Source organism: Streptomyces sp. NPDC028419, from assembly GCF_055565515.1.
This window is the reverse complement of sequence record NZ_JBVHUE010000001.1, coordinates 432341-458252: the sequence shown is the minus strand read 5'-3', so window position 1 is coordinate 458252 and position 25912 is coordinate 432341. Positions and strand designations below refer to the sequence as shown.

18 protein-coding genes and 1 pseudogene are annotated in these 25912 nt (G+C 70.1%); 8 read left to right on the top strand and 11 right to left on the bottom strand.

Annotated elements, in window-relative coordinates:
- Positions 1–61 precede the first annotated feature (61 nt).
- Positions 62–586, top strand: coding sequence for a hypothetical protein (locus tag ACZ4UB_RS02180; RefSeq protein ID WP_468067671.1), 525 nt, complete (start codon positions 62–64; stop codon positions 584–586).
- On the opposite strand, the gene ACZ4UB_RS02175 is transcribed toward ACZ4UB_RS02180, so the two are convergent.
- A complete protein-coding gene (locus ACZ4UB_RS02175; protein WP_468067670.1) occupies positions 580–2106 on the bottom strand; it encodes an AfsR/SARP family transcriptional regulator in 1527 nt (508 codons plus the stop codon). The genes ACZ4UB_RS02180 and ACZ4UB_RS02175 overlap by 7 nt on opposite strands.
- Before the next feature lie 191 nt (positions 2107–2297).
- Between ACZ4UB_RS02175 and ACZ4UB_RS02170 the strand changes: the two genes are divergently transcribed.
- Positions 2298–5357: an AfsR/SARP family transcriptional regulator gene (locus tag ACZ4UB_RS02170; protein WP_468067668.1), complete on the top strand. Its 3060-nt coding sequence runs from the start codon at positions 2298–2300 to the stop codon at positions 5355–5357.
- A gap of 809 nt (positions 5358–6166) precedes the next feature.
- Positions 6167–6523: a hypothetical protein gene (locus tag ACZ4UB_RS02165; protein WP_468067667.1), complete on the top strand. Its 357-nt coding sequence runs from the start codon at positions 6167–6169 to the stop codon at positions 6521–6523.
- A 282-nt stretch (positions 6524–6805) separates the two neighbouring features.
- On the opposite strand, the gene ACZ4UB_RS02160 is transcribed toward ACZ4UB_RS02165, so the two are convergent.
- Both ACZ4UB_RS02160 and ACZ4UB_RS02155 read right to left on the bottom strand, forming a co-directional pair.
- Positions 6806–7315 carry an HIT family protein gene (locus ACZ4UB_RS02160; RefSeq protein ID WP_468067734.1) on the bottom strand — a complete coding sequence of 170 codons (510 nt, stop codon included), beginning with the start codon at positions 7313–7315 and terminating at the stop codon, positions 6806–6808.
- Positions 7316–7623: 308 nt separating this feature from the next.
- Positions 7624–9174 (bottom strand): carboxylesterase family protein, encoded by a 1551-nt coding sequence (locus ACZ4UB_RS02155; RefSeq protein ID WP_468067666.1) that lies wholly within the window; start codon positions 9172–9174, stop codon positions 7624–7626.
- Positions 9175–9269: 95 nt separating this feature from the next.
- Between ACZ4UB_RS02155 and ACZ4UB_RS02150 the strand changes: the two genes are divergently transcribed.
- The gene (locus tag ACZ4UB_RS02150; RefSeq protein WP_468067665.1) at positions 9270–9842 is read left to right on the top strand and encodes a TetR/AcrR family transcriptional regulator; all 573 of its coding nucleotides are present in this window, start codon (positions 9270–9272) and stop codon (positions 9840–9842) included.
- A 209-nt stretch (positions 9843–10051) separates the two neighbouring features.
- Here the strand turns inward: ACZ4UB_RS02150 and ACZ4UB_RS02145 are convergent, their stop codons facing one another.
- Complete coding sequence (locus tag ACZ4UB_RS02145; protein ID WP_468067664.1) at positions 10052–10681, bottom strand: LysE family translocator; 630 nt, start codon at positions 10679–10681, stop codon at positions 10052–10054.
- On the bottom strand, positions 10678–12234 hold the full coding sequence (locus ACZ4UB_RS02140; RefSeq protein ID WP_468067663.1) for a DUF885 family protein: 1557 nt from the start codon (positions 12232–12234) through the stop codon (positions 10678–10680). Before ACZ4UB_RS02140 ends, ACZ4UB_RS02145 begins: the two co-directional genes overlap by 4 nt.
- 53 nt (positions 12235–12287) lie before the next feature.
- On the opposite strand from ACZ4UB_RS02140, the gene ACZ4UB_RS02135 reads away from it, so the two are divergent.
- Positions 12288–13769, top strand: coding sequence for an aminotransferase-like domain-containing protein (locus tag ACZ4UB_RS02135; RefSeq protein WP_468067662.1), 1482 nt, complete (start codon positions 12288–12290; stop codon positions 13767–13769).
- 81 nt (positions 13770–13850) lie between these two features.
- Here the strand turns inward: ACZ4UB_RS02135 and ACZ4UB_RS02130 are convergent.
- The 4 genes and pseudogenes from ACZ4UB_RS02130 to ACZ4UB_RS02115 form a co-directional block, all read right to left on the bottom strand.
- Positions 13851–13993, bottom strand: a pseudogene (locus ACZ4UB_RS02130) (tyrosine-type recombinase/integrase); the annotation flags it as partial.
- 124 nt (positions 13994–14117) lie between these two features.
- Positions 14118–14840 carry a hypothetical protein gene (locus ACZ4UB_RS02125; protein ID WP_468067661.1) on the bottom strand — a complete coding sequence of 241 codons (723 nt, stop codon included), beginning with the start codon at positions 14838–14840 and terminating at the stop codon, positions 14118–14120.
- Between the two features lie 443 nt (positions 14841–15283).
- A complete protein-coding gene (locus tag ACZ4UB_RS02120; protein WP_468067660.1) occupies positions 15284–18670 on the bottom strand; it encodes a P-loop NTPase in 3387 nt (1128 codons plus the stop codon).
- A complete protein-coding gene (locus tag ACZ4UB_RS02115) occupies positions 18667–19386 on the bottom strand; it encodes a hypothetical protein (RefSeq protein WP_468067659.1) in 720 nt (239 codons plus the stop codon). The genes ACZ4UB_RS02120 and ACZ4UB_RS02115 overlap by 4 nt, the downstream gene beginning before the upstream one ends.
- A 487-nt stretch (positions 19387–19873) precedes the next feature.
- Between ACZ4UB_RS02115 and ACZ4UB_RS02110 the strand changes: the two genes are divergently transcribed.
- Positions 19874–20905: a quinone oxidoreductase family protein gene (locus tag ACZ4UB_RS02110; protein WP_468067658.1), complete on the top strand. Its 1032-nt coding sequence runs from the start codon at positions 19874–19876 to the stop codon at positions 20903–20905.
- Between the two features lie 178 nt (positions 20906–21083).
- Here ACZ4UB_RS02110 and ACZ4UB_RS02105 read toward each other — a convergent pair whose 3' ends face one another.
- The gene (locus tag ACZ4UB_RS02105; protein WP_468067657.1) at positions 21084–21521 is read right to left on the bottom strand and encodes an NUDIX hydrolase; all 438 of its coding nucleotides are present in this window, start codon (positions 21519–21521) and stop codon (positions 21084–21086) included.
- Between the two features lie 464 nt (positions 21522–21985).
- On the opposite strand from ACZ4UB_RS02105, the gene ACZ4UB_RS02100 reads away from it, so the two are divergent.
- Positions 21986–23701 carry an ice-binding family protein gene (locus ACZ4UB_RS02100; RefSeq protein ID WP_468067656.1) on the top strand — a complete coding sequence of 572 codons (1716 nt, stop codon included), beginning with the start codon at positions 21986–21988 and terminating at the stop codon, positions 23699–23701.
- Here ACZ4UB_RS02100 and ACZ4UB_RS02095 read toward each other — a convergent pair.
- Positions 23698–24756 (bottom strand): helix-turn-helix domain-containing protein, encoded by a 1059-nt coding sequence (locus ACZ4UB_RS02095; RefSeq protein ID WP_468067654.1) that lies wholly within the window; start codon positions 24754–24756, stop codon positions 23698–23700. The genes ACZ4UB_RS02100 and ACZ4UB_RS02095 overlap by 4 nt on opposite strands.
- 716 nt (positions 24757–25472) lie before the next feature.
- Between ACZ4UB_RS02095 and ACZ4UB_RS02090 the strand changes: the two genes are divergently transcribed.
- A complete protein-coding gene (locus ACZ4UB_RS02090) occupies positions 25473–25676 on the top strand; it encodes a cold-shock protein (RefSeq protein WP_351206419.1) in 204 nt (67 codons plus the stop codon).
- The last annotated feature ends 236 nt before the right edge of the window (positions 25677–25912 follow it).

The following is a 25912-nucleotide window of genomic DNA, read 5'->3' as shown; positions in this document are numbered from 1 at the left end:
ACGGTCACCGTGCAGGCCGCCGCACACGGCGCCGGCCCAAGCACGAGGAAGGCTCACGGGGATGACAGCAGCAGTGGCGGCGGCACCGAAGGCAGGGGCGAGGGCGGCGCGGCGGACGGCCGGCGTCCTGGCGGCGGGGCTGGTGGCGCTCGCCGGGACGGTGGTGGGCGCGGGCAGCGCGCGGGCCGCGTACGACCCGGTGACCCACACCATCTGGAACGACGAACCGCTGTACAAGGGCTGGCACATCGACGCCGGCGACTCTCGGCTGATCATGCAGGACGACGGCAACCTGGTCCTCTACCGGTGGTTCAACGAGCCCGGCAGGACGACGGCCAAGTGGGCGAGCAACACCGTAGGCTGCGGCGAGAAGGCGGTCATGCAGTCCGACGGGAACCTGGTCGTGTACGGACGTGACGGGCGGCAGGTCTGCTACACCCTCAACCGGTTCAAGGGTGCGTACGCGAATGCCTGCCTCACGGTGACGGGGGGCGTCGGGTTCGGCGTCTACTACACCGACGAGTCGTGCCCGCAGGCCGCCGCCAACCGGACCATGGTCTACGTGCTGTCCTCGGACGCCTACTGACGGGCCAGGGCCGGTCCGCGCGCGGGCTGCAGGCGGCCCGTCCGTGCCACCAGCCCCGCCACCGACCACTGCGGGCGGGCCGCGAGCCGGGTCGCCGCCGCGCGCAGGTGCAGGGGCAGGTACCCGCAGAGCGCGGCCAGTTCACCGACCGGCCCCGGCTCCTCCCGGACCCTGTCCACGCCCGCGACCCGTGCGAGCAGTTCGTGCGCGTCGTCCGGCTCCAAGGGGCCGACGCGGATGTGCGCCGCGCCTGCGGGCAGGGCGTCTGGGGCCGCCCCGATCACCACGGCCGCGCTGCCGGGGGTGGCCGGCAGCAGCGCCTCCGGGCGGGCCACCCCGTCCAGCAGCACCAGCACGCGCCGCCCGGCCAGGGTGGCCCGGAAACACCGGGATAGTTCCTCGGTGTCGGCGGCTTCGGCCGGACATTCGCCCAGTGCCCGCAGGAATGCGGCCAGTACGGCGTGTGGCCCGGCCGGCCCGGCCGCCTCCCCCTTCCGCAGACCGTCCGCGCCGACGTACAACTGGCCATCCGGATAGCCGTCCTGGACGGCGTGGGCCAGGTGCACGGCGAACGCCGAGGTACCGCTGCCCCGGGGGCCCGACAGGGCCAGTACCGGGGAGCTGCCCGACTGCCTCAGCAGTCCTTCGGCCTCCCTCAACTCGGCACCCCGGCCCACCCAGTCCGGAATGTCCGGCGGCAGCTGGCAGGGTCGTGTCGGGCGGCGCCGCCGCGCCGGGGCCGTGGGTGCGGTCAGGCCGGGGTCGCCGTGCCGGATGCGGGTGTGCAGCTCCATCATCGTGGGGGCCGGTCCCAGCCCCAGTTCCCGGTCGAGCCGCTCCCGTAGCGCGTCGAAGGCCGCGAGCGCCTCGGTCGTCCGCCCGCTGCGGTGCAGGGCCAGCACGTACAACCGCTGCACCTCCTCGTCGTGCGGGTTCTGCTCGGCCAGGGCGCCGAGTTCGGGCAGCAGCCCCGTGTGTCGTCCCAGGGTGAGTTCGATGTCGAGCAGCGTCTTCGTAACCGCGTACCGGCCCGACGCGAGCCGGTGGCGGGCACGCTCGGCAAGTACGCCGGGCACCCCGTCGAGCGCCGGCCCGCGCCACCGCCCGAGGGCCTCACGGAGCAGTGCGCGGGCCCTTACCGGATCGTCATGGCGCAGCCGGGCGGACTCCAGCACCGCGGCGTCGTAGTGGAAGAGATCGACGGAGCGCCGGTCCACGTTCAGCCGGTAGCCGCCCGATTCGGCGACCAGCACCGCACCGCCCGGGTCCCCGGGCGCGGCCATGGCCCGGCGCAGCCGGTGGGTGTGGGTGCTGAGCTGGCCCACGGGGTTCTTCGGCCACCGTGAGTCGTCCTCGCTCCAGAGGCCGTCGATCAGTTGCCCGAGGGGGACGAGTTGACCGGGGGCGAGCAGGAGCGCGGCGAGCACGGCGCGCTGCTGCGGGCGCCCGAGGTCGATCTCGCGGCCGTCACGCCAGGCGCGCAGTGGACCGAGCACACAGAATTCGAGCCCCATACCCATGCCGCCCCCCGCATCCATGAGCTCAGTGCACAATTTGCGCAAGACGATAGGTGATGGGGGAGCGCCAACTCCCGCGCGCCACGCCGTACCGCCGTCCACAGACGGCAGAGCCCGCGGGATGGGGATCCCGCGGGGTCCACGGGAGTACGCGGCGGACGGGGGCGCGGACCACGAGGACGGGGGGAAGCACCATGGGGGAATCCGCACTGCGATTCAGCCTGCTCGGACCGTTACGGGCCTGGTACGGGGATGCCGAGGTCGATCTGGGCCGGCCCCAGCAGCGGGCCGTACTGGCCGCGCTGCTGACGGCCTCGGGGCGTACGGTCGCCACGGCGGTCCTCGTGGACGGGGTGTGGGGCGGCACCCCGCCCTCCGAGCCGCGCAAGGCCGTACAACTGCACGTGTCCCGGCTGCGGGCCGCCTTCAAGGCGTGTGCCGGAGCGGAGCGTGCCGGAGGGCTGCTGGTCCGCGTGGGCGACGGCTACGCACTCGCGGCGCCGGACGCCGAGGTCGATGTCGTGGTCTGGGAGCATCTGCTCGCCGAGGCCGAGCGGCTGCGCGACCAGGGTGCTCCGGCCGACGGGGTACGGGAGGTGCTGCTGCGGGGGCACCGGCTGTGGGACGGGGAGCCGCTGGCCGGCCTCGCCGGGCCCCATGCGGAATCGGTACGGGCCCGGCTGCTGGAGCAGTGGCTCCGCGCCAAGGAGCTCCAGCTGGAGATGGACGTGGAGCTGGGCGACCGCACGGACCTGACGGCGGAGGCCGCCTCGCTCGCGCTGGAGCACCCGGGGCGGTCCCGGCTCACCGCTGTCCTCATGCGGGCCCTGTACCAGGGGGGGCGCAAGGCCGAGGCCCTCGCGGTGTACGAGGAGGCCCGCAGGACGCTGCCGCCGGACGGGCCCGAGGGCGACGCCCGGGCAGGGTCGTCCACCGGCGGCGGGGCCGGGCCCGGCGCTGGCCACGGCTCCCGGCACGACCCCGGCACCGGCACCCGTCGCAGCGGCGGGCCCGGGCCGGTGAGCGGCGCGCGGCGCGCTGACGGGCCCGCTGCGCTGCACCTGCGCATCCTGCGCGAGGACCCCGCCCTCCTGCCCCTCTCCGCCGCCCGCGCGGAGTCCCCCGTCTGGCAGGCACCGCACCAGCTCCCCGCCGGTCTGACGGACTTCACCGGCCGGGAGTCCACCGTCGAGATGCTGGTGGACCGCCTCGTGGGCGGAGTCGGACGGGCGGTGGTCGTCTCCGCGCTGGATGGCATGGGCGGCATCGGCAAGACGACGCTGGCGGTACACGTGGCCCGCCGGGTCCACGAGCGGTTCCCGGACGGTCAGCTCTTCGCGGACCTGCGCGGCGCCGACCGGACTCCCCTGGACCCCGGCCGGGCACTCGCCGGATTCCTGGGCGCGCTGGGGGTCGCCGCGGCCGAGATCCCGTTGGACCTGGGGGAACGTTCCGCCCTGTACCGCTCGGCGCTCGCGGGCCGCAGGGTGCTCGTCCTGCTTGACAACGCCGTCGGGCCGGACCAGGTGAAACCCCTGCTCCCGGGCTCCTCCGGCTGCGCCGTTCTCATCACCAGCCGCACCCGCCTCACCGGTCTCTCCGGGGCCCACCAAATGCGTCTGGAGACCCTCTCCCGGGACGAGGCGCTGGAACTGTTCACCCGGATCGCGGGAGCCGAGCGGGTGGCCGCCGAGCCCGGCCTCGCCGAGGAGATCGTGGTGGCCTGCGGGCTGCTGCCACTCGCCATCAGGATCGTCGCCTCCCGGCTCACCGCTGACCCCGCACTCACCCTGCCGGCACTCTCCGAGGGGCTGCGCGACCAGCGTCGGCTGACCGAACTGGACGACGGGAGTCGCACGGTGGAGGCGACCTTCGCCCTCTCCTACAACCGTCTCGGCCCGGACCTCGCCCGCGCCTTCCGGCTGATGGCCCTACCCGATGCCCCGGACATCTCGCTGCCCTGCGCCGCGGCGCTGCTCGGGCGGTCCGAAGCGGACGCCGACGAGCTTCTCGAAGCACTCGTCGATCTGAACCTGCTGCACTCCCCGCAGTTCGAGCGTTACGGCTTCCACGACCTGGTGCGCGACTACGCCCGCGACCGGCTGGCCGCCGAGGAACCCGCCGAGGAGCACACGGCGGCCGCCAACCGGCTGGTCGACTTCTGCCTGGCCACCGCGCGCAACGCCGACCTCGCCGCCCGCTCCGTCGACCCCGTCGAGCAGAGTCTTCTCGACGCATGGGTCTCCTCCCCCGGCCGCCCCGTGGCCGATTCGGCCCAGGCGGTGAGCTGGATGCGCGCGCAGGCCGGCATCCACGCCGCGGCCATCCTTCTGAGCTGCGCCGATCCGGCGCTGCCCCTGGACCGCGCCGCCGAACTCGCCGACAAGATGGGGTCCGTGCTGTTCGAGCGGGGGCAGACAGCGACCATCGCCGACCTGGCCGAGCGCATCGCCCACCAGGCGGCGGCCCGGGGTGACAACGGCTCCGAGGCCCTCGCCCGCCATGTACGCGGCATCATGCTGTGGCACGTCAACCGGTACGAAGAGTCTGAGCGGGAGATCGGCCGGGCGGTCGCCCTGTGCGAGGACGTCGAGGACGGTCCGGTCGTACGAGTACGGGCCAAGGCACTGCTCGCCCTGGGCAGCAACCTCCGCATCCGCGGCCGGTACGCCGAGGCCGCCGCGTACGCGGGCAGTGCGGCCGAGCTCTTCCGCCGGGTGGGAGCGGAGCGTGCGGAGGGCAGCGCCCTGGGGGAGTTCGCGTTCTGCTGCGCCCAGACAGGACGCGTGGAGGAAGGCAGGGCCGCGGCCGAGCGCTGCGCCCGCCTGATGGACGGGTCGGGCCCGGTGTCGGCCACGACCGGACGCTACTACCTGGCCCGGGTACTGCGGCTTTGCGGCGATCCGGAGGCGGCTCTGGTCCACGCGGTACGCGCCCGGGAGGAGTTCGCGGCCCTTCAGGTGACGGTGTTCGAGGCGGCGGCAGGAGATCTGGTGGCCCGCATCCACGCCGAGGCAGGCCGCTGGCTGCTCGCCGCCGAAGCCGCCGAGGCGGTGCTGCCGCTCGCCAAACGCACCAGCGCGGCATTGGAGGCCACGCTCCTGCGCACGCTCGGGACGGTGCACACCGGGCTCGGCAGGCCACGGCAGGCGCGCGCCTGTCTTGAGGACGCGCTGGCCGTCCACGAGCGGCTTGGGCTCGCGGACGACGCCCGGGAGACGCGGGCGCTGTTGGACGCGCTCGCGCGGCCGTAACCACGACCACAGCCTCCACAGGCCTGCGCTAAGCGCGTTGATCACCTGCCGTTGCTCGCGGCCGCACGGGCGCCGGAGGGACGAGATCGAGGGCGGCACGAGCCGCCGCCCGCCGAGGGGTGTCCTGCCAGAAGCCAGGGGTCGCCAGGGGTCACCGGGTCGCACAACAACCGGCCTGACGCAGCCCACTGGCCACGGTACGAACACAGCTGGAGTCCACCTCCGGCATCCCGAGGGCATCGACCGGCGTCCGTCGTCCACGAGATCGCCGTCCCCCACGGGGACACCCTCGTCGGTCCGAGTGTTGGTAGATCAGCGCCGCCTTCTCGGACGACTGCCCGGCCCGAACGAGGACGAGATCACGTTCAGGATGCCGACGGGAAACCCCTTCGCGTCGTGGTCACGACCCTGCCGGGCGACCGGCACGTGATTCGCTACTCAGTACTGGCGGAGTGATGCCGACTCCCACCCCCGCACGCGAGGAACAGAGCATGACTGTCCACACTGCGGTTCCTCTCACCGCCGCGGCCCACGCCGCTCCTGACCGCGTCTGGTACGTGTCCTACGGCTCGAACATGCACATGGACCGCTTGACCGCCTACATCGCGGGCGGGACGCCCCCTGGGGCGACCCGCTCGTATCCCGGCTGCCGGGATCACCGCGCGCCGGAGCGGTCGATCGCCGTTGAGCTCGCGGGGTACCTGTACTTCGCGACTGAGTCCCCCGTGTGGACGGGGGGTAGGGGCTTCTACGACCCGACAGCCCCCGGCCGCATGCGGGGGCGCGCTCACCTCGTGACCGTGAGCCAGATGTCGGACATCGCCGCGCAGGAGATGTACAAGCAGCCGGGGGTGGACCTGGACCTGACCGACGTCCTGCGCTTGGGACGCGCCGAGTTGGGACCGGGGCGCTACGAGACGCTGATCTGCCCTGGGACGATCGAGGGCATCCCGTTGCTGACGTTCACCGCGCCCTGGACTCTTCAGGACGTCGAACCCCTCACGCCGTCTGCCGCGTACCTGCGGTACCTCGCAGGCGGCCTGCTGGAATCCGGACCGTGGGAAGAGCGGGACATTGCCGACTACCTCTCCTCATGCCCCGGCGCGGCCGGAAACTGGACTGCGAAACAGGTGTTGGAGCTGCTGAGGGGCGGCACCGGTCACTAGCGTCGCCCGCCCCGAACTGGCGACCCCGCGCGGGTTGGCGCCGGAGAGGCGAAATGCCGGAATCGGAGCGGGCCAGTAAGACTGCTCCCCGCACGCGCGGGGATACCGACAGGCATCAAGGCCGCACCGCTTGCGCACCACATGGTGCGGAAAGTCGCGGTCACCGGGGGTCAGCGAGGGCCCCGCGTCCCCGGCCGACCTGCATCGCGGGACGCGCTTTCGGTGATCTGCGCCATGTGCGGCTCCCTACTGGGTGGGTAATTGGCCTTCCCGAAACAGCGGTTACCCCTCCTTGGCGGTCCTTCTGGCGATGAGCGCCTCGCGCAGGCGTGCGGCCGTCTCGGCCGCCTGGTCCGGCAGAAGCGGCAGGACACCGTTCTCCGTCATCAGAGCGTGGAACTGCTGCTCCGGGTACGGGACGCCGGCCGGCAGGGGGGCCACGTGCCAGTGCAGATGCGCGTTGCCCTGCTGGCTGCCGAGCGAGTAGAGGTACGTCCGCTCCGGCTCGTAGGCGGCCTCGACGACAAGGGCGATCTCCCGGACGAAAAGCATGAGCCGGGTGTAAGCCTCCTTGCCCAGGTCGCGCACGGCGTGCTCGATGTGCGCCTTCGGTGCAACGAGAACCTTGCCCGGCACAGTGGGCCACCTGTCCAGGAACGCTACGTGATCGGCATCCTCCAACACCGTCTCGTGCGAGTAGCCCGGGTTCCCGGCGAGGAAGGCACAGACGAAGCACGGACCGCTCCGTGTGCGCTCCACGTACGCCGCGAGATCCATCGGTCGTCGGTCCATCGACACCGGGTGCCCCTCTCCGTAGGGGGCACCAGTCTCCCGCAGCCCTGCGACGCGCACCGGATTCTCCGCGGCCTCGCCGACTTCAGGTGGCGGTGAGGCCGCGATCACGAGTAGCGAGCCCGACAGGGATTCAGTCCTGCCAGCCCGGACTCGTACAGGGAGATCCGCTGGGGGGTTTCCGGGCAGGCACGGTGGCCGTGCCACAACGTGCTACGAAGCCCCGGGTCGGCGACCTGGGGCTTCGTCGGTGTCCGGGGCTGCGGGGTGCGGGTGCCTCCAGGAGAGAGGTTCCGGATCGCCGGCCTTCAGTGGCTGTTCTTCCAGAAGGTGGTGTTGTGGTCGGCCGCGAAGTCGGCGCGCTTCCAGGTGGTCGAGGACAGGGTCTGGACGTAGTCGTGGCCGGTGCGGAAGTCGGGCCAGTCGGTCTTGCCCGTGGCGGCGAAGTGGGTCCAGGTGCGGAGCATCCGGGTGCGGAAGCGGGCCTGGTCCGCGGGGACTTCCTCGAACAGCGGCGGGCGATCGAAGAGGTAGGGAAGTTCCGTCATGTGGGCGGCTTGCTGCTCGAAGCTGGGCGTCGGGAAGCCCTCGAACCACGGGGTGCCGCGTTCGGAGAACTCGTACGTCCGGGTCGGAGTCCATCGAGACAGGAGCTGGGCCGTCTCCAGAGTGGGCGTGGACCAAGCGGAGTCGGTGAGGGCTGCGGCCAGTGCCTCGCCCGCGGAGCCGTACTTGGTGAGCGGGTAGAGGGCGAGGACGGCGTCGGCCTCGGAGCCGAACTGCCGGCGGATGGCCGGTTCGTACTCCTGCGGCTTCATCGGCGCGCCGGAGGCGAGTTCCTGGCCGAGCACCCTGCCGCGTTCCTCGTCGTGGTTGGCGCCGATGAGGACGGGGACCCGGTTGAACCTGCCGGTGCGCAGGGCTTCGACCGGAGAGAGGGGCATGAGCTCGGTACCGGTGACCGGGCGGGGTTCGTTGTAGGGGCCGTAGGCGGCGAGGAGTTCGGAGACGGGCTTGTCGCGCAGGCAGCCGGCGGTGTTGGTCTCGCAGCCCAGGGCGGCGATGACGCGCCGGGCGTCGGCCTCGGCTTCGGGGCGGGTGCGGGATCCGCCGGTGGCGCAGGGGGCGCTCTGGACGACGGCGCGGTGGAAGAGACCCGCGGAGGCGGGTGAGGCGAGATGGCCGCAGACGCTGTAGCCGCCGCCGGACTGGCCCGCGATCGTGACGTTGTCCGGGTCTCCGCCGAAGGCGGCGGCGTTGGCCTTCACCCAGCGCAGGGCGGCCTGCTGGTCTTCGAGGCCAAGGCCGTCGGCGCCGGGCTGGGAGGGGTCGGTGAGGAAGCCCATCACGCCCAGGCGGTAGTTCATCGAGACGACCACCGCGCCCTGCTCGGCCAGACTCGTGCCTCCGTACTGGTGGCCGGCGCCGTACATGAGGCTGCCACCGTGGATCCATACGAGCACCGGCCGCTTCCCGGCCTGCTGCGCGGTCGGGGCGGTGACGTTCAGGTAGAGGCAGTCCTCGTTGTCGTTCGGAATGCCGATCGGGATGCCCTTGGGCTGGGCGCAGGCCCGGGCGGGGGTCGTCGCGTCCCGTACTCCGTTCCACCGCGCCGCGGGCTGCGGGGACTTCCAGCGCAGGCCTCCTACGGGGGGTGCGGCGTAGGGGATGCCCTGGAAGGTGCGGACCTTGCCCTCAGCCGTGCCGCGGACCTCGCCGTTCGTGGTGGCGACCACCGTCCGGTCGGCGGTCGTGCCGACGGGGGCGGCGTGGGCGAGGGCCGGGGCGGTCAGGGCGAGGCCGAGACCCATCGACACGGCGACGGCCGACCACTTCGCAACGCTCTTGGTGTTCGTCATGGAAGGAACAGTAGAGAGATTTACTCGATCGAGCAATACGTTTGTATAGATCGATCGAGTAAATCGATCGGGCAACAGGTGCTAGCGTCCGTCGCATGGGAAACCGCGAAGCCCTCCTCATCGGCGCGAAGGCGTGCCTGCGGGAGAAGGGGTACGACCGCAGCAGCATCCGGGACATCGCCTCCGCCGCCGGGGTGAGCACGGCTGCGATCGGCTACCACTACGGGTCCCGCGAGACCCTTCTGAACCAGGCACTGTTCGAGATCCTCGACGAATGGGGCGACGCCATGGGGCGCGCCATCGTCCCGGACGCCGACGGCTCCACCGAGCGGGACTTCGCGCGGATGTGGCAGAGCCTGATCGATGATTTCGCCGCCCACCCCGACCTGTGGCTCGCCTCGATGGAGCTGTTCATGCAGGCCCAGCGTCAGCCCGACCTGCGCACCGCCCTCGCCGGCGGCACCGCCCAGGGACGGCGGGGCATGGCCGCCATCTTGGAGGGTGTCCCCGAGGACCAGGTCCCCGAGGACACCGTGCGAAGCCTCGGCAGCGTCCAGCTGGCCCTGATGTCGGGCCTGATGATCCAGCACCTCAGCGACCCCGCGAGCGCTCCCACGGCGGAGGAGATCCTCGCGGGGCTCCGCGCACTGGCGAAGTTCGCGAACTGAAGGTCACCTACGGGTTCGGCCGCAGCGCACGTCGTGCACTTGCGGGTGCGACACGAGGCACCGTTCGGCTGCCGAGAACGACAACGCGCGGGCGATCGGGCCGCGTCGACCCGCCTTGGCGCCGAGTGCCCCCGGCTCGTACGAATTCGCAGCGCCGAAGCCTCGGTTGACGCAGCGGACGTAGTCCTCCCAGCGGTCGCATGCGGGCTTCAGACGAACACCAGGGCGGCCAGGCCGAGGTAGATGCCACCGGTCAGGAGAGAGAGACCGCGGTCGCGGCGCGGGGTTGCGCGGAGTCGGCCGGTGAGTGCGGCGCCGACGAGTGCGTAGCAGAGGTCGAGGGCAAGGGCGGTGGCCAGGAAGACCGCGCCGAGTAGGAGCATGCGGGTCCGGGTCTCCGCCGGGGGCAGGCCGGTGGGCAGGAATTGCGGCAGGAAAGCCAGGAAGAAGAGGACGACTTTGGGATTGAGCAGGTTGACGAGGACGGCGTCGAGATAGAGCCTGAGCAGTCGGCGTCCAGCGCGACGGTCGGGGGCGTCTTCGGCGTCGGCAGCAGCGGGCGGGCCGCGGCGCAGCGCGCGTACGCCCAGGTAGACGAGGTAGCCGGCGCCCGCGTAGCGCAGGACGGCGAAGGCGAGCGGGTGGCCCGCGACGAGCGTCGCCAGTCCACAGACGGCGGCGATCACGTGGAGGAGCGTGCCGGTCTCCACGCCGAGGGCCGAAACGATCCCCGCCCGCCGTCCGTCCCGCACGCTGCGCGTGATGATGAAGATCAGGTTGGGTCCGGGCACGGCCACCAGGACCAGGGAGGCGAGGACGAAGGCGGCGAGTGAGGTCATCCGCGTTCCAGTGCCGTGTGCAGCAGACCGAGGGGCGGGGCACCGAGGTCGAACAGGGCGCTGTGGAACCGGCGGAGTGAGAAGTCGCCGCCCCAGCGTGCCCTGGCCTGCTCACGCAGGTCGAGAACGGCGAACTTGCCCCAGGTGTAACGGCCGTAGCTGGGGTCGAACAGCCCGCGCCCGGCCTCGTGCAGGGCCACGGGTCCGGACAGCGAGACGTCCTCGGTGAATCGCGCCGCCGCGTCCGACAGGGTCATGGCTCCGGTGTGGAGTCCGATGGCGCAGGCGAAGCGGGTGACTCTGCGCAGCCCGTCCTGCGCGACCGCGACGGCGACGCGCGGGTCGCCGTCGCGGAAGCCCTGCTCCAGGGCCAGCTCCTCGCAGTAGTGGGCCCAGCCCTCGATGAAGGCATCGGAGTGGAGCGTGCGGCGGACGTCGGTCGCCGCCCGGCGCAGCGCCCTGCCGTGGCTGGCGTGCCCGGGTGCCACCTCGTGTATGGCCATGTTCGGCATCAGGGTCCGGTTGAAGCCGGTCGACAGCCACTGCTCGCTCTCCGCCGTCGTCCAGCCGGATTCCGGGAGGGTGACGCGGAAGCTGCCGGCCGCGTCGGCCTCGTGGGGCGCGGACGCGAAGAGGCCGGCCAGCGCCCGGCGCTGGGAGTCGGGCATCGGTTTGACGACCACCTCGACATCGTGGTGCGGCACCAGATCGTGCCGGGCGGTCCAGGCGACCGTCTCGTCGACGAGTGCCCCGAACTCCTCCAGCAGGCCGTCGGCGTCGGGGTGGTCGGCCTGGAGGGCCCGTACCGTGTCGGCGGGCGTGGCCGCGGGGTCGAGGCGGCGGAGCGACTCGTCGAGCAGGGCGCGAAGACGGTCCCGTTCCGCATCCACGCGGGCGGACATCGCGGTGAGGTCGATCGTGCAGGCTTCGGCCGCGCCGAGGAGCCGGGCGAGGGCGGGTCCACCGAGTGCCGCTGACGGCGCGCCTTCGGCGGCGGCCCGCTCCAGGTGCGCCGTGAACCGCGCGTGCGCCCGCGCTGCGGAGGCGTGGACGGGGCCGCCCTGGGGGTCGAGGAAAGCGGTCAGGCCGCGGGCGAGCGGCAGAGTGGCGTCGGCCAACGCCGCGGGGACCCGGTCCAGTGCCTCGATCGCCGCGTCCACGGCGTCCGGCCACTCTCGCAGATGGGCCGATCGGGCGGCGTCCCGCTCGGCCTTGGGCCCGTAAGGGCGGTCGTAGCCGGTCAGGTCCAGGTTCTCGATGTGCCACAGGGGGTTGCTCCGGTGCAGTTCGAGCTCGCCGAAGCGGACCCGGAGGGCTTCCTCCGCGGCCGCCGCGTGTGCCTCGTCGTGCGGGTCCGAATAGGGCTTCGTACCAGCGGGGCCGCCGAGTGCGGCGAGGCCGCGTCGTACTCCGTCCGGAGACAGGTCCTGGACGGTTCCGTCGTACTCGTGCCGCCCCGCGCCTTCTCTCGCCGCGGAGACGGAGAGGTCGCAGACGGCTGCCAGCCGCGGGTCAAGGGGCGAGAGGGATGAAATGGGCGAGTTGGGTGTCATGCCGTTAGCCTCTCGTCGCGGCGGCTCGTGCTCCCGTGCCAAAGGAGGGAAAAGTGGACCGGAATCGTCAGACGCCGGCGCTGGACGAGTTGATCGATCTGCTGGGCGACTGGAGTTCGGGCGAGGGCCCGCTGTACCGACGGCTCACCGACGCGGTCGGCCGGGCCGTACGCTCCGGGGACCTGCGCACCGGGGACCGCCTCCCGTCCGAGCGGCGGCTCGCAGACGCCCTCTCGGTCAGCCGGGCTACGGTTGTCGCCGCGTACGACGCACTGCGCGGGTCGGGCCTGGCCGAGACCCGGCGGGGCAGCGGCACGCAGGTATCGGGAGGGGCGGTGGCCCACCGGGTTCCGGTGGACGGGCGGGTACGCGGCGGTCAGGCCAACGCTGTGGTCCAACGGCTGATCACACCACCGCCGGACCTCATCTCGCTGGGGCAGGCGGCCGAAGCCGGCGGTCCTGACCTGGCCCAAGCGCTGCTCCAGCTGGTCCGCGAGGACCTGCCCGGGCTGATCGGTGAGGCGGGCTACCACCCGGCCGGGCTCCCCGCGCTGCGAGCGGCGATCGCTGCCCACCACACCGCTCACGGCCTGCCGACCGTGCCCGACCAGGTGGTGGTGACCACGGGTGCCACGCAGGCCATCGCCCTGAGCGCCCAGCTGTACCTCGGGCGCGGGTCCACCGCCCTCGTGGAATCCCCCGGGTGGCCGGGCTGCCTGGACGTCCTCAGGGCGGCCGGCTCCCGGCTCGTCGGCGTCCCGCTCGACTCCGACGGGATCCGGATCGACCGGCTCGCCACCGCGCTCGCCGAACACCGGCCCGCACTGCTCTACGTCATGCCGACCTACCACAACCCCACCGGCACCCTGATGTCCGCCGGACGTCGTCGCCGAGTGGCCGAACTCGCCGCCGAACACGGCGTCACCGTCCTGGAGGACAACGCCCACGCGGCGGGGCTCGCCCCTGGTCAGGCCCCGCCACCGATCGCCGCGGCCCCTGCCGGGGCAACCGTGCTGACGGTGGGTTCGCTGGCCAAGGCCGTATGGGGCGGCCTCCGGATCGGCTGGATCCGCGCGCCGCAGGACACGGTGGCGCGCCTGGCCCGACTCAAAGCACTCAACGACCTCGGCAGCCCGCTCCTCGACCAGGCCCTCGCCGCCCGGCTCCTCCCCGCGCTCCCGGCCCTCGCGCCCGAACGGGCCCGCATCCTCCGCGAGCGGCTGGCCACCGTCACCCGGCTGCTCACCGAGCAGCTTCCGAACTGGCGCTGGCAGGCACCGCAGGGCGGCTCCGTACTGTGGGTCCAGCTGCCCGCGGGCACGGACGCCCGGCTCTACGCACGGGTGGCGCTGCGCCACGGCGCGGAGGTCATCCCGGGCGCCACGATGGATTCGACCGGCGCCCATGACGACTACGTCCGCATCCCCTACTCCTTCGCCCCGGAGACTGCGGCAGCACTGGTCGACCGCCTCTCGGCAGCCTGGGCCACCCTGTCACGGAGCAGTGGCCACCCCCGTGCCACAACGTGCCGGTAGGGACGGTGAGCGGCGGTGAACAAGGGGTTCGGAGAGGGAGCCGAATCAGGACCGACGGCGGAGATTTCTGCAGGTCAGGCCAGCCTCCTTGCCCGCGCCCCTGATCCGGCACGAGTTCCGGCGGATCAGTTCGTCGTCGACCGCCGTCTCCAGGCTCGCTTTGAGCAGTCGGTACGACTGGCGACCGTGGTCGCCGCCTTGGTCGTCGCCAGCCGCTCGGTCCGCCGTTCCCCTCGTGGGCAGACGTGTTCACGCAGCTTCGGGCGGACGACGACGCGGCCGTGGCCTTCTGTCAGCGCGGGTGCGGGCCATCGCGGCAAAGCAAGGCAAGCCAAGGCGGAGCGGTGGTCAGTTTCTGGATTGCAGGATGCCCACGGTGCTGACGAGGGCATCCCCGCACTTGGCACCCAGCACACTGCCCAAAGCCGCGGTCGCGGCGACAAGTAGGTTTCCGAACCTTGCGGGCCCACGGGCCTTGTACACGTTGCCGAGCTTGGCGCCCACCACACCGCCACCCACAGCGCAGGGGTACTCAAGGGCATCCTTCAAACCGGTGGGCAGGTTACGGGTGGCCGACTCGGGCGCTTGCGTCAGCGCAGCCGCACCGGCATTGGCCGTGTTCGTCAGGACAGCGTCTGCCAACGTGCCACCGGCCGCGTCCACCGTCTGCGTGTTGGGGACCGTGCAGTGCAGTGGGACCAGGCCGACCGCCTCAGTGAGCAGTGAGGCGTGGGCCACCTGCACGCCCGGAAGTTTCTGGAGCAGAGTGGCAGCTGCCTGCTCGCCATTGCCTTGGCACACTCCCATCGCGAAATCGTGGACGTCCACCCATGTCAGGTTCGCCCACGCGGGATTGGCCAATTGAAACTTCAACACCACCATGTCGTGGGCCAGCTTCCACTGCCGGAATTCGCTGATCACCTCGTCGAATGCCCCGGGAGGAAGCGGCTCCGTCGGCGCGCTTACGTCCTCCACAGCGCGGTATGCCACCCCGCCGAGGGCACCGCTCGGCGACGGCTCCGGCTGGGCGACAGCGGGACCACTCAGCAAGGCCAGTGCCGCGGTCGTCATGAGAGTCGTGCTCTTAATTCCCCAGTGCATGGCGCCTCCCGACGAAAGAGCCCTCTCCCACTGTGCGCCACCCTGCCCTTCCCCGCACGGCAGTCCCAGCGAGGCCCCGACGGGGGGCTAACGATCCAGGATCACCGGCGGCGCCCCGGCTTAGTTTCCATCGTGCGCGTGGCCGACCGCGCATCTGGACCCCAGCCGGAAGCACTGACAGACAGGCCCGTGCGGGCCTGACGGGTTGGACGAGCCGCTCACGCCCATCCGACCCTTCCGTGCCCCAACTCGCCGGGCCGCCGCTCGTCTTCATTCACATGGTGCAGTTGACCGCGGAGTGCGATCTCCGTGTGCCTGGGGAGGGGGTGGTCAGGAGCGCTACAAGGCTGTGAATGGCCGAGCACACAGACTCGGCTGTTCAGGAACGAACCCGGCAGCGTCTCTGTCGAGCACTACAGCGGAATGCCCTTGTTGCGCTCCAACAGTCGGTTCAACTTCGGCTCGAACTCATCGGCGATGCGCATGAATTCATGGTTGTCCTTGCAGAACCGCCGACCGGCCTCGACGACTGCGAGGAATCGGCGGAGGATGTCGTCGACCTGACCCACGGACAGCGACACCTCGCACGCCTCCACCCACTGGGTCCCCCGTCGTGCGATCACCGAGAAGGAGTGCGGAGAGGCGCCGCCGTGGCGCCGCGTGACATCTTCCAGCACGCCTATGGCCTCAAACGCACGGTCACGCAGGCTGCCGTCGGCAGGGCTCTGCGTGGACCGGCGCAGTCGTATCGCGCTCCACGCGGTGAGGACGAAGTGATCGGACGCTCCTCCTTCACATCCCTGGGCGGTTTCCAGATGGTTCTCGGCTATGCCGAGATCACCCCGTTCGAGCTCGTACTCGCCACGCTGCAACCAGTAGTGGAAGTTGTCCTGCAGCAGTTCGTGCACAGTGCCGTAGATGTCCCGGACCTGTGCGGGCTTGAGCCGGAGCGACACCATGAGGGAGTGGTTGAGTAGCCGGATCAGGATCCTGCGGTAGGGGTCGTCGTTGTCACGGATGTCGGCCGCGTACTGCGCGTAGAACCTCAGCAGGTACTCGATGACGCCGGCCAGCTGGATCGGGGTCTTCTTGAGGACCGTCTCGACCACGGTGTCCGCGATGGTGCGCTGTCGGCAGCGTAAGGTCCCGTCCGGGGCAAGGGTGAGAAACCGCCTGTCCACGAGCCGGTTGATCGCCCGGTTCAGTGACGGTTTGGGGGCGCCCCGCCCGGAGACTATTTGGAGCAGGTCCTCCTGCTCGATGCCACGCTTCTTGAAGACGATGGCGGATTCGAAGACGCAGACGGTCGCGTAGACCGAGACTTGCTCGGGATCCAGTTCGTGGTACTCACTGGCGACCTTCTCTTCGAAGCGCTTACCCGTGACCACTTGGATCATGGCCACGAGCAGACTGCGGTCGCACAGCTCCCGCAGTTTGTCGATCTTCTCGGGCCGCAGTTTCTGACGCTTGAGTATCCCCGGCAGTCCGTGCGCGTGCAGCACGTCGACGATGTGCCCCAGGTCCTCGTCCTTCAAGGGCTCGTCCGCCGACACCCGCCGGGACTGGAAGGTGACGTCCAATTCGTCGGAGCGGGTCGTACGGATCGCCGCGACAATCAGCGCTCTGCCACCGTTACTGAGCTCCCTGAGGAGTGAGGCACCCAGGCTTCCGAAGATGTCGACATCGTCCACGAAAATCGCGTCCGCCGACATCTTGAGGGCCTGGGCCTTCAGATTCGGCAGCGGATCGGTTGCCTCGCGGTCGATCCAGGCCACGGTCCGCCCTGCCTGATGGAGCTCGTATGCGTACTGCATGAGGGCTGTGGTCTTGCCGGAGCCGGCCCTGCCCTCCACCAGGACGACCCTGTGCCTTCCGTCCTCCGTGGGCTGCGCACTCGCTCGGATGCGGTCGGTGATCGAGAGCTTCACGGCAAAGCCGTCCTTGACGTCACCCCACGTCGGATCCTGGCCCTTCAGGAACTCCACACTGCCCGCCGGCGCGTTGTCGACGAGGGACGAGACAAGTTTTATTCCGGAACCCTGTCGTGCACCGAGCCGAATATCCGCCAGTCGTCTCTTGCCCTGCTGGAGTATCTCCAGTCCCGGCCGTAGTTGCTGCGCCGCAAACTCGTTCGGGGGGACCTGAATGTGTGTGAGACCAGCCTGTCGTATCCGAGCGCAATCCGCGGCAGTCCCCGGTCCTGTGATGAGGAAACGGGGAAAGCTCTCCGCCTCGGTCTGCGGCTGAGTCAGGGCGAGAGCGTTCCACAGCGACCGGCTGCTGGGGGAGGCGGCCATGAAGACCGTGGGATGGGTCAATAGTTCCGCTTTCAGCCTGCGAAACCACAGAGCGCGTGGCGTGAGGTCGTCGTCCGCGGGAATGGTGAAGTCGAGGGCTTCGGGCGCGGTGGGGTTGCCGTGCATGGCCACCGCCTCGACCAAAGCGTTGCCAGCCGCGGGTTTCCGCACCAAGGCGTTGACGAACGTGTTGGTCTCCGCGGCCCCCGGGTCGGTTTCGAGGACCGACGAGAAGATGTCGGTCGCCGTGAAGTCGTAGATGCGCCACCAAGGGGCCTGCAGGATACGACGTGCGGCCGTCGTGGACTCCTGGTCCACGCACCGCAGTTCGGCGACGTGCTGGTCAACCGTTCGGGAGCCCAGTTCGGCGAGAGCGGTGCTCCAGATCTCGGAAATGGTGGGCGCCGGGTCTGGCACAACACCGTACACAGCCTGGGTCAGCTGCTGGGTGAGCATGTCGGTGTCGATGGGGCCGCTCTCGCCGTGGACGCCCGAGACGGCTACCAGGATCATTCGGCCAGTGCCGATCTGCTCGTAGAACTCTTTCACCGCGGTCTGCTCGTCGTATGCCTCCTGTGTGGTCTGGCGCGCAGCCGCGACGCGGTGTCGAGCGTGCCTACGGCTCGGCAGGTGGACCGGTTGCTCAGCGGGGGGTGCCGCGAGGTCACGGACCTTCGGCACTCCAGCAGCCGCGATCTCCGCGCGCAGAAGCCTGTGCTGGCGCGTCGTACCGTGAGAAGGGACCAGCCACCGCGCATCCGAACCGGACCGGGCGGACTCCCCGTCGGGAGCGATCAGCACGGTTTTCGGCAGCACAGGTGTGAGTGACGCCGGGACGGCGGCGGAGTGTCCCGCAACCACGAGCGTGAGGTCGTTCGCGCCGGCCCAATCGAGGTACTCTCCACCGACCGCGCTGTCCAGTTGTCCCATGGTGCAGGTGGCCAGTTCGGCGGTGCCGTCGGGTACCGCCATGCGGAAGACGGTATTCGCGACAACGATGCCGAGGGTGCCCGTGCTCGTCCCGAGCCTCACGGATCCCTCACCCGGCAGAACGCCTGATCGCCACTGCGGAAAGTTCGCGCGGGGTTCTGACCACGCGACGAAGCCGGCCAACGAGACGTCGCGAACGGCCTCTACGATGTCTTCCCCATCACCTCGCCACAGCCCTCGCTCGGTGTCACCCCAATAGCGGGTGAGCGCTTTGGTGAGCATGCCGTGGCCGGATCCGAGCCGGCGGATGTCGTGCCGTCCCGGCACGGTCACCACCGGAGGCAACAGGTCTGCGCCGGCCTCCAGGCACTCCAACATCACCGTGTCGAGGAAGTCGTCAGTCTCGGAAGGCGTCACGTGTCGTGGCTCTTCGGCGCAGGTGCCCAACACGAGGATGCCGTCTATTCGATCGCCTTTGGCGTACACGGATCGCACGGTCTCGAGCGCGGATTCGCGTTGGACAAGCGGTGTGAAGCACAAGAGATGGAAGACCGCGCCCATGTCGGTGGTCACTCCCCTTCCATTGCAATTGCTTGGATGGCGGACTTGGGTATCACCAGCTCGGTTTCCTTGCCCGTCCTGCCACCGCATTCCTTGGAGGCGACCGTGATGCTCACGAATGAAGTGCCAAGCGAGGGCTTATCGATCCGGCCGCTGATTCGCTCGCCCTTATTGGCACACAACGCCCTGACACTCTGCGCATACGCGGGCGAGACGATAACCGATCCGGGGACCTTCTCCTCTTTCGGACCTCCGATAGCCGCGAGGCCGATCGTCAGCACGCTGACGGCCAACGCCCCCATGACCACCCAGTTCGCGTACTTCTGCCGCTTGTCGACCTGGGCGGCTTCGTCGTCAGCCCTCTTCAGCACGGCGTTGAGCAGGTCCAGGCGATCGCGCGCATGGCTCGGGCCGGCCAGGGCCCCGACCGGCTGCGCTACCGCACGCAGATAGAGGACGGCAGCCAGCAACCACATGGCCACCGCTGCGACACCGGCCAACTGGGTACTCAACGGCCGGTCAGCGAGCTGCGTGAAGGTCAGCGCCGCCACGATGCCGCCCGCGAACAGCGTGACGGTGGACTGGGCCGCCTGCGCCCTGGCTCGCGCTCCGCTGCCTGATCGGACGCGCTCGGCGTAATACGCCTCGCTGACTGGCCCCAACACGGCGTCCAGCACCCGTTCGCGCTCTTCAGCTACGTTGCTTTCGGAAGATGACTGCGTTGTCATCAAACCCCCATCGCGCTCATCGGATGATGATCCTAGAGGGCGAATACGCTGCTGTTCAGCGATGTCGTGAGATTCAGGCGGCCACCCCCTGAAGACGGCGAGGGGCACATGCTGAATGCATATGCCCCTCACGAAGAGACCAGAGGAACGACGCCCGGTGTGGAGGCGGACGGGGACGTCGTCTGGGAGCTACCCAGCCACAATGGTGCGCCCGACCTTCGAACCGAACGCCAAGCCTCGTTCTGTCGGTTCGGCGCAGCGTGAGCGGGGTGAGAGGGCACCGATGCTTCGTCCAGGCGGTGGTCGATTTCGTGCGCCGCGCGGTGGAGCTGCCGGAGGCTACGCCGGTCCGGGTGGGTGGCCGTACGGCGGTGCGGAGGCGGCGGGTGGTGCATTCGTCGACCGAGGCGGGCTGGTCTGCTTGCCGGGAATCGGATCGCCGTCAACGGGGTTGGTGGGGGATGAGCCATCAACGGGGTTGGTGGGGGTGAGCCGTTATTGGAGGGCCATGAGAGCGATTCAGGTGGTTGAAGTGGGCGGTCCCGAGGTGCTGCAGGAGGCCGAGGTGGACCAGCCGCGGCCGGGTCCGGGCGAGGCGGTCGTGGAGGTCGCCGCATCCGGGGTCAACTTCCTCGACGTCTACTACCGCGAGGGCCGGTACAGCCTCCCGCTGCCCTTCACCCCGGGCTCGGAGGGCGCCGGCACGGTCGTCGAAGTGGGACCCGGCGTCGCTGACGTCGCGGTCGGGGACCGGGTCGGTTGGGTGGAGATTCCCGGCACGTATGCCGAGCGGGCCGTCGTGGACTCCTCCCGGCTGGTGCCGCTGCCCGACGACATCGGCTTCGAGACGGCCGCCGCCGTGCTCCTCCAAGGCATGACCGCGCACTATCTCGTCAAGGACGCCTACCCGGTTCAGGCGGGCGACACCGTGCTCGTGCATGCGGCCGCTGGTGGCATGGGGCTGCTCTTGACCCAGCTCATCACCCACCTCGGCGGCAGGGTGATCGGCACGACGTCGACCACGGCGAAGGCCGAGCTGGCGAAGCGTGCCGGGGCCGCCAAGGTGATCCTCTCCTCCGCGGTCGACGATCTCGCAGCCGAGGTGAGGCGGCTCAACGGCGGTCAGGGACTGCCGGTCGTCTTCGACGGCGTCGGCGCGCACACCTTCGATGCGAGCCTCGCCAGCCTGCGAACCCGCGGCCATCTCGTGCTCTTCGGCGCGGCAAGTGGCGCCGTGCCGCCGTTCGATCCGATTCGGCTCGCCCACGGCGGTTCGCTGACCCTGATCCGGCCCAGCCTCGGGGACTTCATCGCCGATCGGTCCGAACTGCTCCGACGGGCCGCCGAAGTGTTCGAGTGGGTGCGCTCCAAGGCGCTTGAGGTCACCGTGACGGGCCGCTACGCATTGTCCGAGGCCGCCCGGGCCCACAGCGATCTGGAGGCTCGGCGCACCACCGGCAAGCTGCTCGTCATACCCGATGCGGCCGCCATGGGACGCCGCGAGGAGACGCAGACCTGATCGCGGGTGACGAGGTCGGGGATCTTGGAGACTGAGATGTGGCGCATCCGGGTCACACCCCTTCAAGATCCCCCAGCCGAGACCTGGCTCGCCCGTCCACAACCTCCCGGGACAGAACGGCTAGGCCGCGCACCGCACGGGCATGCCGGCCCCGGCGATGTGTGGACGTGTCGAGGGATCAGCGCGTCGCCTCGTCTCCGAGGCTTCCGGAGCCGATGGCGGCCCGCAGGACATCAGCGATCTCCTCGGGCTTGAGGTCGATGCCGTCGACCCCCTCCACGGTCAGCGGGATCTCCTCCAGGGCGTATTCGCCGCGTCCTTCGGCACTGAACTCGGGGCCGGTGCGGTCCTCGAAGGACCACGTCGCGATGCGGGCCAGGTAGAAGAGCTGACGCTCATCGCCGGACTCCATCGTGTGCAGGAGGCGGATGATGTCGGCCTTCCCCGCGATCTCCTCGTGGATCTCCCGGTGGAGGGCGGCCTCCCGGGACGCGTCGCTCTCCTCGACCCCGCCGCCAGGCAGCACCCAGTACACGGGGGTTCCGGGCCTGGCGCGGCGGATGACCAGCATCGTGTCGTCCGCGGTGACGAGGACGGCTCGGACTCGTTCGATCATGTCGCTCTGTCTCCTTGCTCGTTGACGTCTCAGTGCAGCAGCCCGCCGCCATCGACGTGGACGGATTGCCCAGCCGTCCGCGTCGCGGGACGCACTGGCGGTTGATCTGGTCTTCCGGTCGGGCGCCGTGGTGGGCGGGGATCGCGGTGTCGGCTTCCACCTCGATGGCGCCGGGCAGGGCGGTGTTGACGCAGATGCCGTACGGGCCGAGCTCGCGGGCGTTGACGCTTTGACGGTGCAACGGATTCGCACTGGTATGCGGCCTTACTTTCCTGACGCTGCGTCACTCATGTAGACCCTTTTTAACGATTTGCGGTCTATTGCTGTGCAATATGCGGGAATACCCCTGTGTGACGGCGTATCACCGCCTCTGGCAGAGAGTCGCTCCGCGGTCCCCCGCTCAGGGCGAGTCCGCGCGCTCCTTCGGGGGGCATGAGCTTCGAAGCAACAGGAAAGGTTCCGCTATGGCATTGGACGTCATCGCGTCGGATCCACCCGGCAGAAGGCCACAACGCACTCTGCTCAAACGGGGGGCGGTCTCCCTGCTCCCCGCGGCGCTCGTGGCGGCGGCCTCCCTGGCCCCGAGCCCCGCGTACGCCGCGGAAGCCCCCGTGGGGCTGGGGACCGCCACCAACTACGCGGTTCTGGCCGGTTCGACGATCACCAATACGAACCCCACCATCATCAACGGCGACCTGGGGCTCCATCCGGGCACATCGGTGACCGGCTTCCCGCCCGGCGTCGTCAACGGAACGCAGCACGTGACCGACGCCGCCGCCATGCAGGCGAAGGCCGACCTCGTCACCGCCTACAACGACGCGGACAGCCGGGGACCCGGAAACGTGCTCGCCACGGCCGATATCGGCGGGCAAACGCTGGCGCCCGGCGTCTACTCGGCCTCGTCGGAACTGCACATCACCGGAACGGTGACGCTCGACGGTCAGAACAACCCCGACGCCGTCTTCATCTTCCGGATCCCCTCGACCCTGATCACGGCTCCGGCGAGCGTCGTGGCCTTCATCAGGGGAGCTAACGCCTGCAACGTGTTCTGGGAGGTGGGCAGCTCCGCCACCCTCGACACGACCACGCAGTTCAAGGGCAACATCCTGGCCATGGAGTCCATCACGCTGAACCACCGCGCCGTGATCGAAGGCCGCGCCCTGGCGCGCACCGGCGCGGTCACGATGGACGACAACACCATCACGAGGGCCGCCTGCGCGGTTGGCCCGCCCGGGCCTCCCGGGCCGACGGGTTCGCCCGGCCCGACCGGCAGCCCCGGCCCGACCGGCAGCCCTGGCCCGACCGGAGCCCCTGGCCCGACCGGTGCCCCCGGTCCTACGGGCTCACCCGGTCCCACCGGCAGCCCTGGCGCCCCCGGCCCGACCGGATCGCCCGGAGCCCCCGGAGCCCCTGGCCCGACCGGCTCACCCGGAGCACCCGGAGCACCCGGCCCGACCGGCTCACCCGGAGCACCCGGCCCCACCGGCTCACCCGGAGCCCCCGGAGCACCCGGCTCACCCGGAGCCCCCGGCCCGACCGGAGCCCCCGGCCCCACCGGCTCACCTGGAGCCCCTGGAGCCCCCGGACCCACCGGTTCCGCAGGCCCCGCAGGCCCCGCGGGTCCTGCCGGACCTGCCGGACCCGCCGGACCCGCCGGACCCGCCGGACCTGCCGGACCCGCAGGACCTGCCGGGCCCAAGGGGCCTCGCGGCGACAAGGGCGAAAAGGGGGACAAGGGCGGGCACGGCCACGGTCACCACGACCACGACCACCACAAGGGCGAGGACGGCCAAGGTCCCGACGACCACGACCACGACCACGACAAGGACGAGCACGGTCAAGGCCCCGACGACCACGACCACGACGAGGACGAGGACGGTCAAGGCCCCGACGACCACGACCAGGGCAAGCCTCCCTGGGCCGGCTTCCTGCCCGGCGGCCCCGGCAGTCCTCTGGGCCGCGTGGGTCGCGGCCCCGCTGCCAAGACCGTCAACTTCGCCCACGTGAGCGCCGCCACGGACCAGCAGCCGCAGGTGGCGTCGCCACACCTCAGCGCGAGCGGCACGAGCAGCGGCACCACCATCACCGCTGCCGGTGCGGCCGCACTGGCCTTCGTCGGAGGCTCGGCCCTCTTCGCCATGAAGCGAACCCGGCGACGTACGACGACTCGACAGGACTAGCCCATCGCAGGCGTGACCACCTCACGCCGGTGAACGATCCGTCCCGAGCGCTCGGGACGGATCGCCAGACCATGGGCGTTCCCGTCACCGACGGCTTCGTACGCATCGGCCACTGAGCCCCTGCCCACATCGTCCAGGGGCTCAGTGGCGCTCGTGAGCGGTCGGCCTGGAGCACGCACCTCGTCGGGCGGCAATTCCGTGCCGGCATACGCCTGGGCGGCTTCGTCGAGGAAATGCAGGGTGTTCTCCGGGCTCAACGCCTGGGCCTGCAAGTGCGCGTACATATCGCTGTAGCAGCGTACCTCGGTTCGTTTTTCCAGATAGAGATCGCTGGTGAACCTTTCGAGATACACCACGTTCGCATCGGTGGCGTCGGCAAACTCAAGCAGCGAGAACTGTCCCGAGACACCCGGGTGCGCACCCACATCGTGAGGGAGTACCTGCAGGGTGATGTGCGGCCGGCCGCCGAGACGGGTCAGATGGTCCAGCTGCTCGCGCATGACCTCCCGGCTGCCCACGACGCGCCGCAGCGCCGCTTCGTCCAGTACGACCCATAAGCGCAGCGGGTTGCGCGGGTCGCCCAGCCGGCTCTGGCGCCGCAGCCTCACCTGAAGGCGCGTGGCGGCCTGTTCGGCAGTGGCATGAGGGATCGTTCCTACGATGATCGCCCGGGCGTAGGCAGGGGCCTGCAACAGGCCCGGGATCACCAGGGGCTCGTAGAGCCGGATCGCGGCCGCCTCGGCCTCCAGGCCGATGTAGGCGCTGTACGGGATGTCGCCGTAGGAGTTCCACCAGCCCTGCTGACCCGAATCCTTGGCCAGCTGCATCAGACGGTCGACGAGCCGCTGATCCTGGACTCCGTACAGCCCGCAGAGATCGCGCACGTCGCGGGGCTTGATGGGGCGGCGGCCGTTCTCCAGCAGGCTGATCTTGGGCTGGGAGATCAGCAGGCGCTCCGCCACCTGCTGCGTCGTCAGACCGCTGATCTCCCGGAGCCGACGTAGCTCCGACCCCAGCCGGCGCCTGCTGACGGTGGGATTGACATTGACGCCCACGGGACCCGTACCTCCGCTTCACAACCCATGCACTGGCGATCAGGCTGCCACGGCCGAGGCGGCCGGATACGCCTTGGCTCCGTGTCGTGCACGGCGATTCGCGCCGGACACGGAGCGACCTGAACGTCGCGTTGCTCCGCACCCGGCTGACCATATTTTTCGGTTCGAATAACAAAGAATGAACGACAATCCGCTGCATGTTTCTGCGTAATATGCCCAGCGCAAGGGGACCGCCGCCCGCCTGGTCCGCTGTCCCAGTCGCCGCGCTGCTGCCCGACACCGGAACCCGCACCACGCGGAGACGGGGGAGCGTCGGCGTGGCCGCCCCGTGGGGGCTGGCAACGGCTCTGGCGACGAAGCCGGACCAGCCCTGGAACGGCTCGGCCGCAGCGTCGCCGAGCGAAGCTGCTCCCGAAACGCTGCACTCGGCAGGAATCAATACCTGTCCTCGCGGTCAGAGAGTTTAATGGACCCCGCAGGGAGAGTTTTTCCCCGCCGCCCACGATGGAGATATTTCACGCACACAAACAGCTACGGCATGCTACTGTCGATCTCGGTTGCAGTTTTGGTACCCAAAAACTTCAAGCGCTCCAGTCGGCCTCCGCGCCACATTCGAGCACTTCATATTTCCGGTCATTTTCCGGCGGGGCATCATCGCGGCGACACGGTGTCCGTACAGTGCGGACGCTGGTGTACTGCCCCAAAGGAGATATGACATGGCATCTGGCACCGTGAAGTGGTTCAACGCGGCTAAGGGTTTCGGCTTCATCGAGCAGGACGGTGGCGGCGACGACGTCTTCGCCCACTTCTCGAACATCGCTGCCCAGGGCTTCCGCGAGCTGCTGGAGGGCCAGAAGGTCACCTTCGACATCGCGCCGGGCCAGAAGGGCCCGACGGCCGAGAACATCGTTCCCGCCTGACGCTGACGCGCATTTCGCAGCTGGGGCCCGCATCCCTCTGGGTGCGGGCCCCAGCTGCAGACATTTCCCGTTTCCCGTAGTGGTGTCGCCTGCGGGACGCAGCATTCAGGGTTACAGCTCCTCCGGAGCTTCAACCCCGCTCGACTCTTCTGAATTTCGCGTCCACATGACGCCACCCGATATCAGCGCCTGAGCCCGTACAGATTCCCTGTCCGCCAGATCCGCTTTTGCATTCC

Coding starts and splice junctions, on each gene's coding strand:
- ACZ4UB_RS02180 (WP_468067671.1), top strand. CDS start 62: ATGACAGCAGCAGTGGCGGCGGCACCGAAGGCAGGGGCGAGGGCGGCG.
- ACZ4UB_RS02175 (WP_468067670.1), bottom strand. CDS start 2,106: ATGGGTATGGGGCTCGAATTCTGTGTGCTCGGTCCACTGCGCGCCTGG.
- ACZ4UB_RS02170 (WP_468067668.1), top strand. CDS start 2,298: ATGGGGGAATCCGCACTGCGATTCAGCCTGCTCGGACCGTTACGGGCC.
- ACZ4UB_RS02165 (WP_468067667.1), top strand. CDS start 6,167: ATGTCGGACATCGCCGCGCAGGAGATGTACAAGCAGCCGGGGGTGGAC.
- ACZ4UB_RS02160 (WP_468067734.1), bottom strand. CDS start 7,315: ATGGACCGACGACCGATGGATCTCGCGGCGTACGTGGAGCGCACACGG.
- ACZ4UB_RS02155 (WP_468067666.1), bottom strand. CDS start 9,174: ATGACGAACACCAAGAGCGTTGCGAAGTGGTCGGCCGTCGCCGTGTCG.
- ACZ4UB_RS02150 (WP_468067665.1), top strand. CDS start 9,270: ATGGGAAACCGCGAAGCCCTCCTCATCGGCGCGAAGGCGTGCCTGCGG.
- ACZ4UB_RS02145 (WP_468067664.1), bottom strand. CDS start 10,681: ATGACCTCACTCGCCGCCTTCGTCCTCGCCTCCCTGGTCCTGGTGGCC.
- ACZ4UB_RS02140 (WP_468067663.1), bottom strand. CDS start 12,234: ATGACACCCAACTCGCCCATTTCATCCCTCTCGCCCCTTGACCCGCGG.
- ACZ4UB_RS02125 (WP_468067661.1), bottom strand. CDS start 14,840: ATGACGACCGCGGCACTGGCCTTGCTGAGTGGTCCCGCTGTCGCCCAG.
- ACZ4UB_RS02115 (WP_468067659.1), bottom strand. CDS start 19,386: ATGACAACGCAGTCATCTTCCGAAAGCAACGTAGCTGAAGAGCGCGAA.
- ACZ4UB_RS02105 (WP_468067657.1), bottom strand. CDS start 21,521: ATGATCGAACGAGTCCGAGCCGTCCTCGTCACCGCGGACGACACGATG.
- ACZ4UB_RS02100 (WP_468067656.1), top strand. CDS start 21,986: ATGGCATTGGACGTCATCGCGTCGGATCCACCCGGCAGAAGGCCACAA.
- ACZ4UB_RS02090 (WP_351206419.1), top strand. CDS start 25,473: ATGGCATCTGGCACCGTGAAGTGGTTCAACGCGGCTAAGGGTTTCGGC.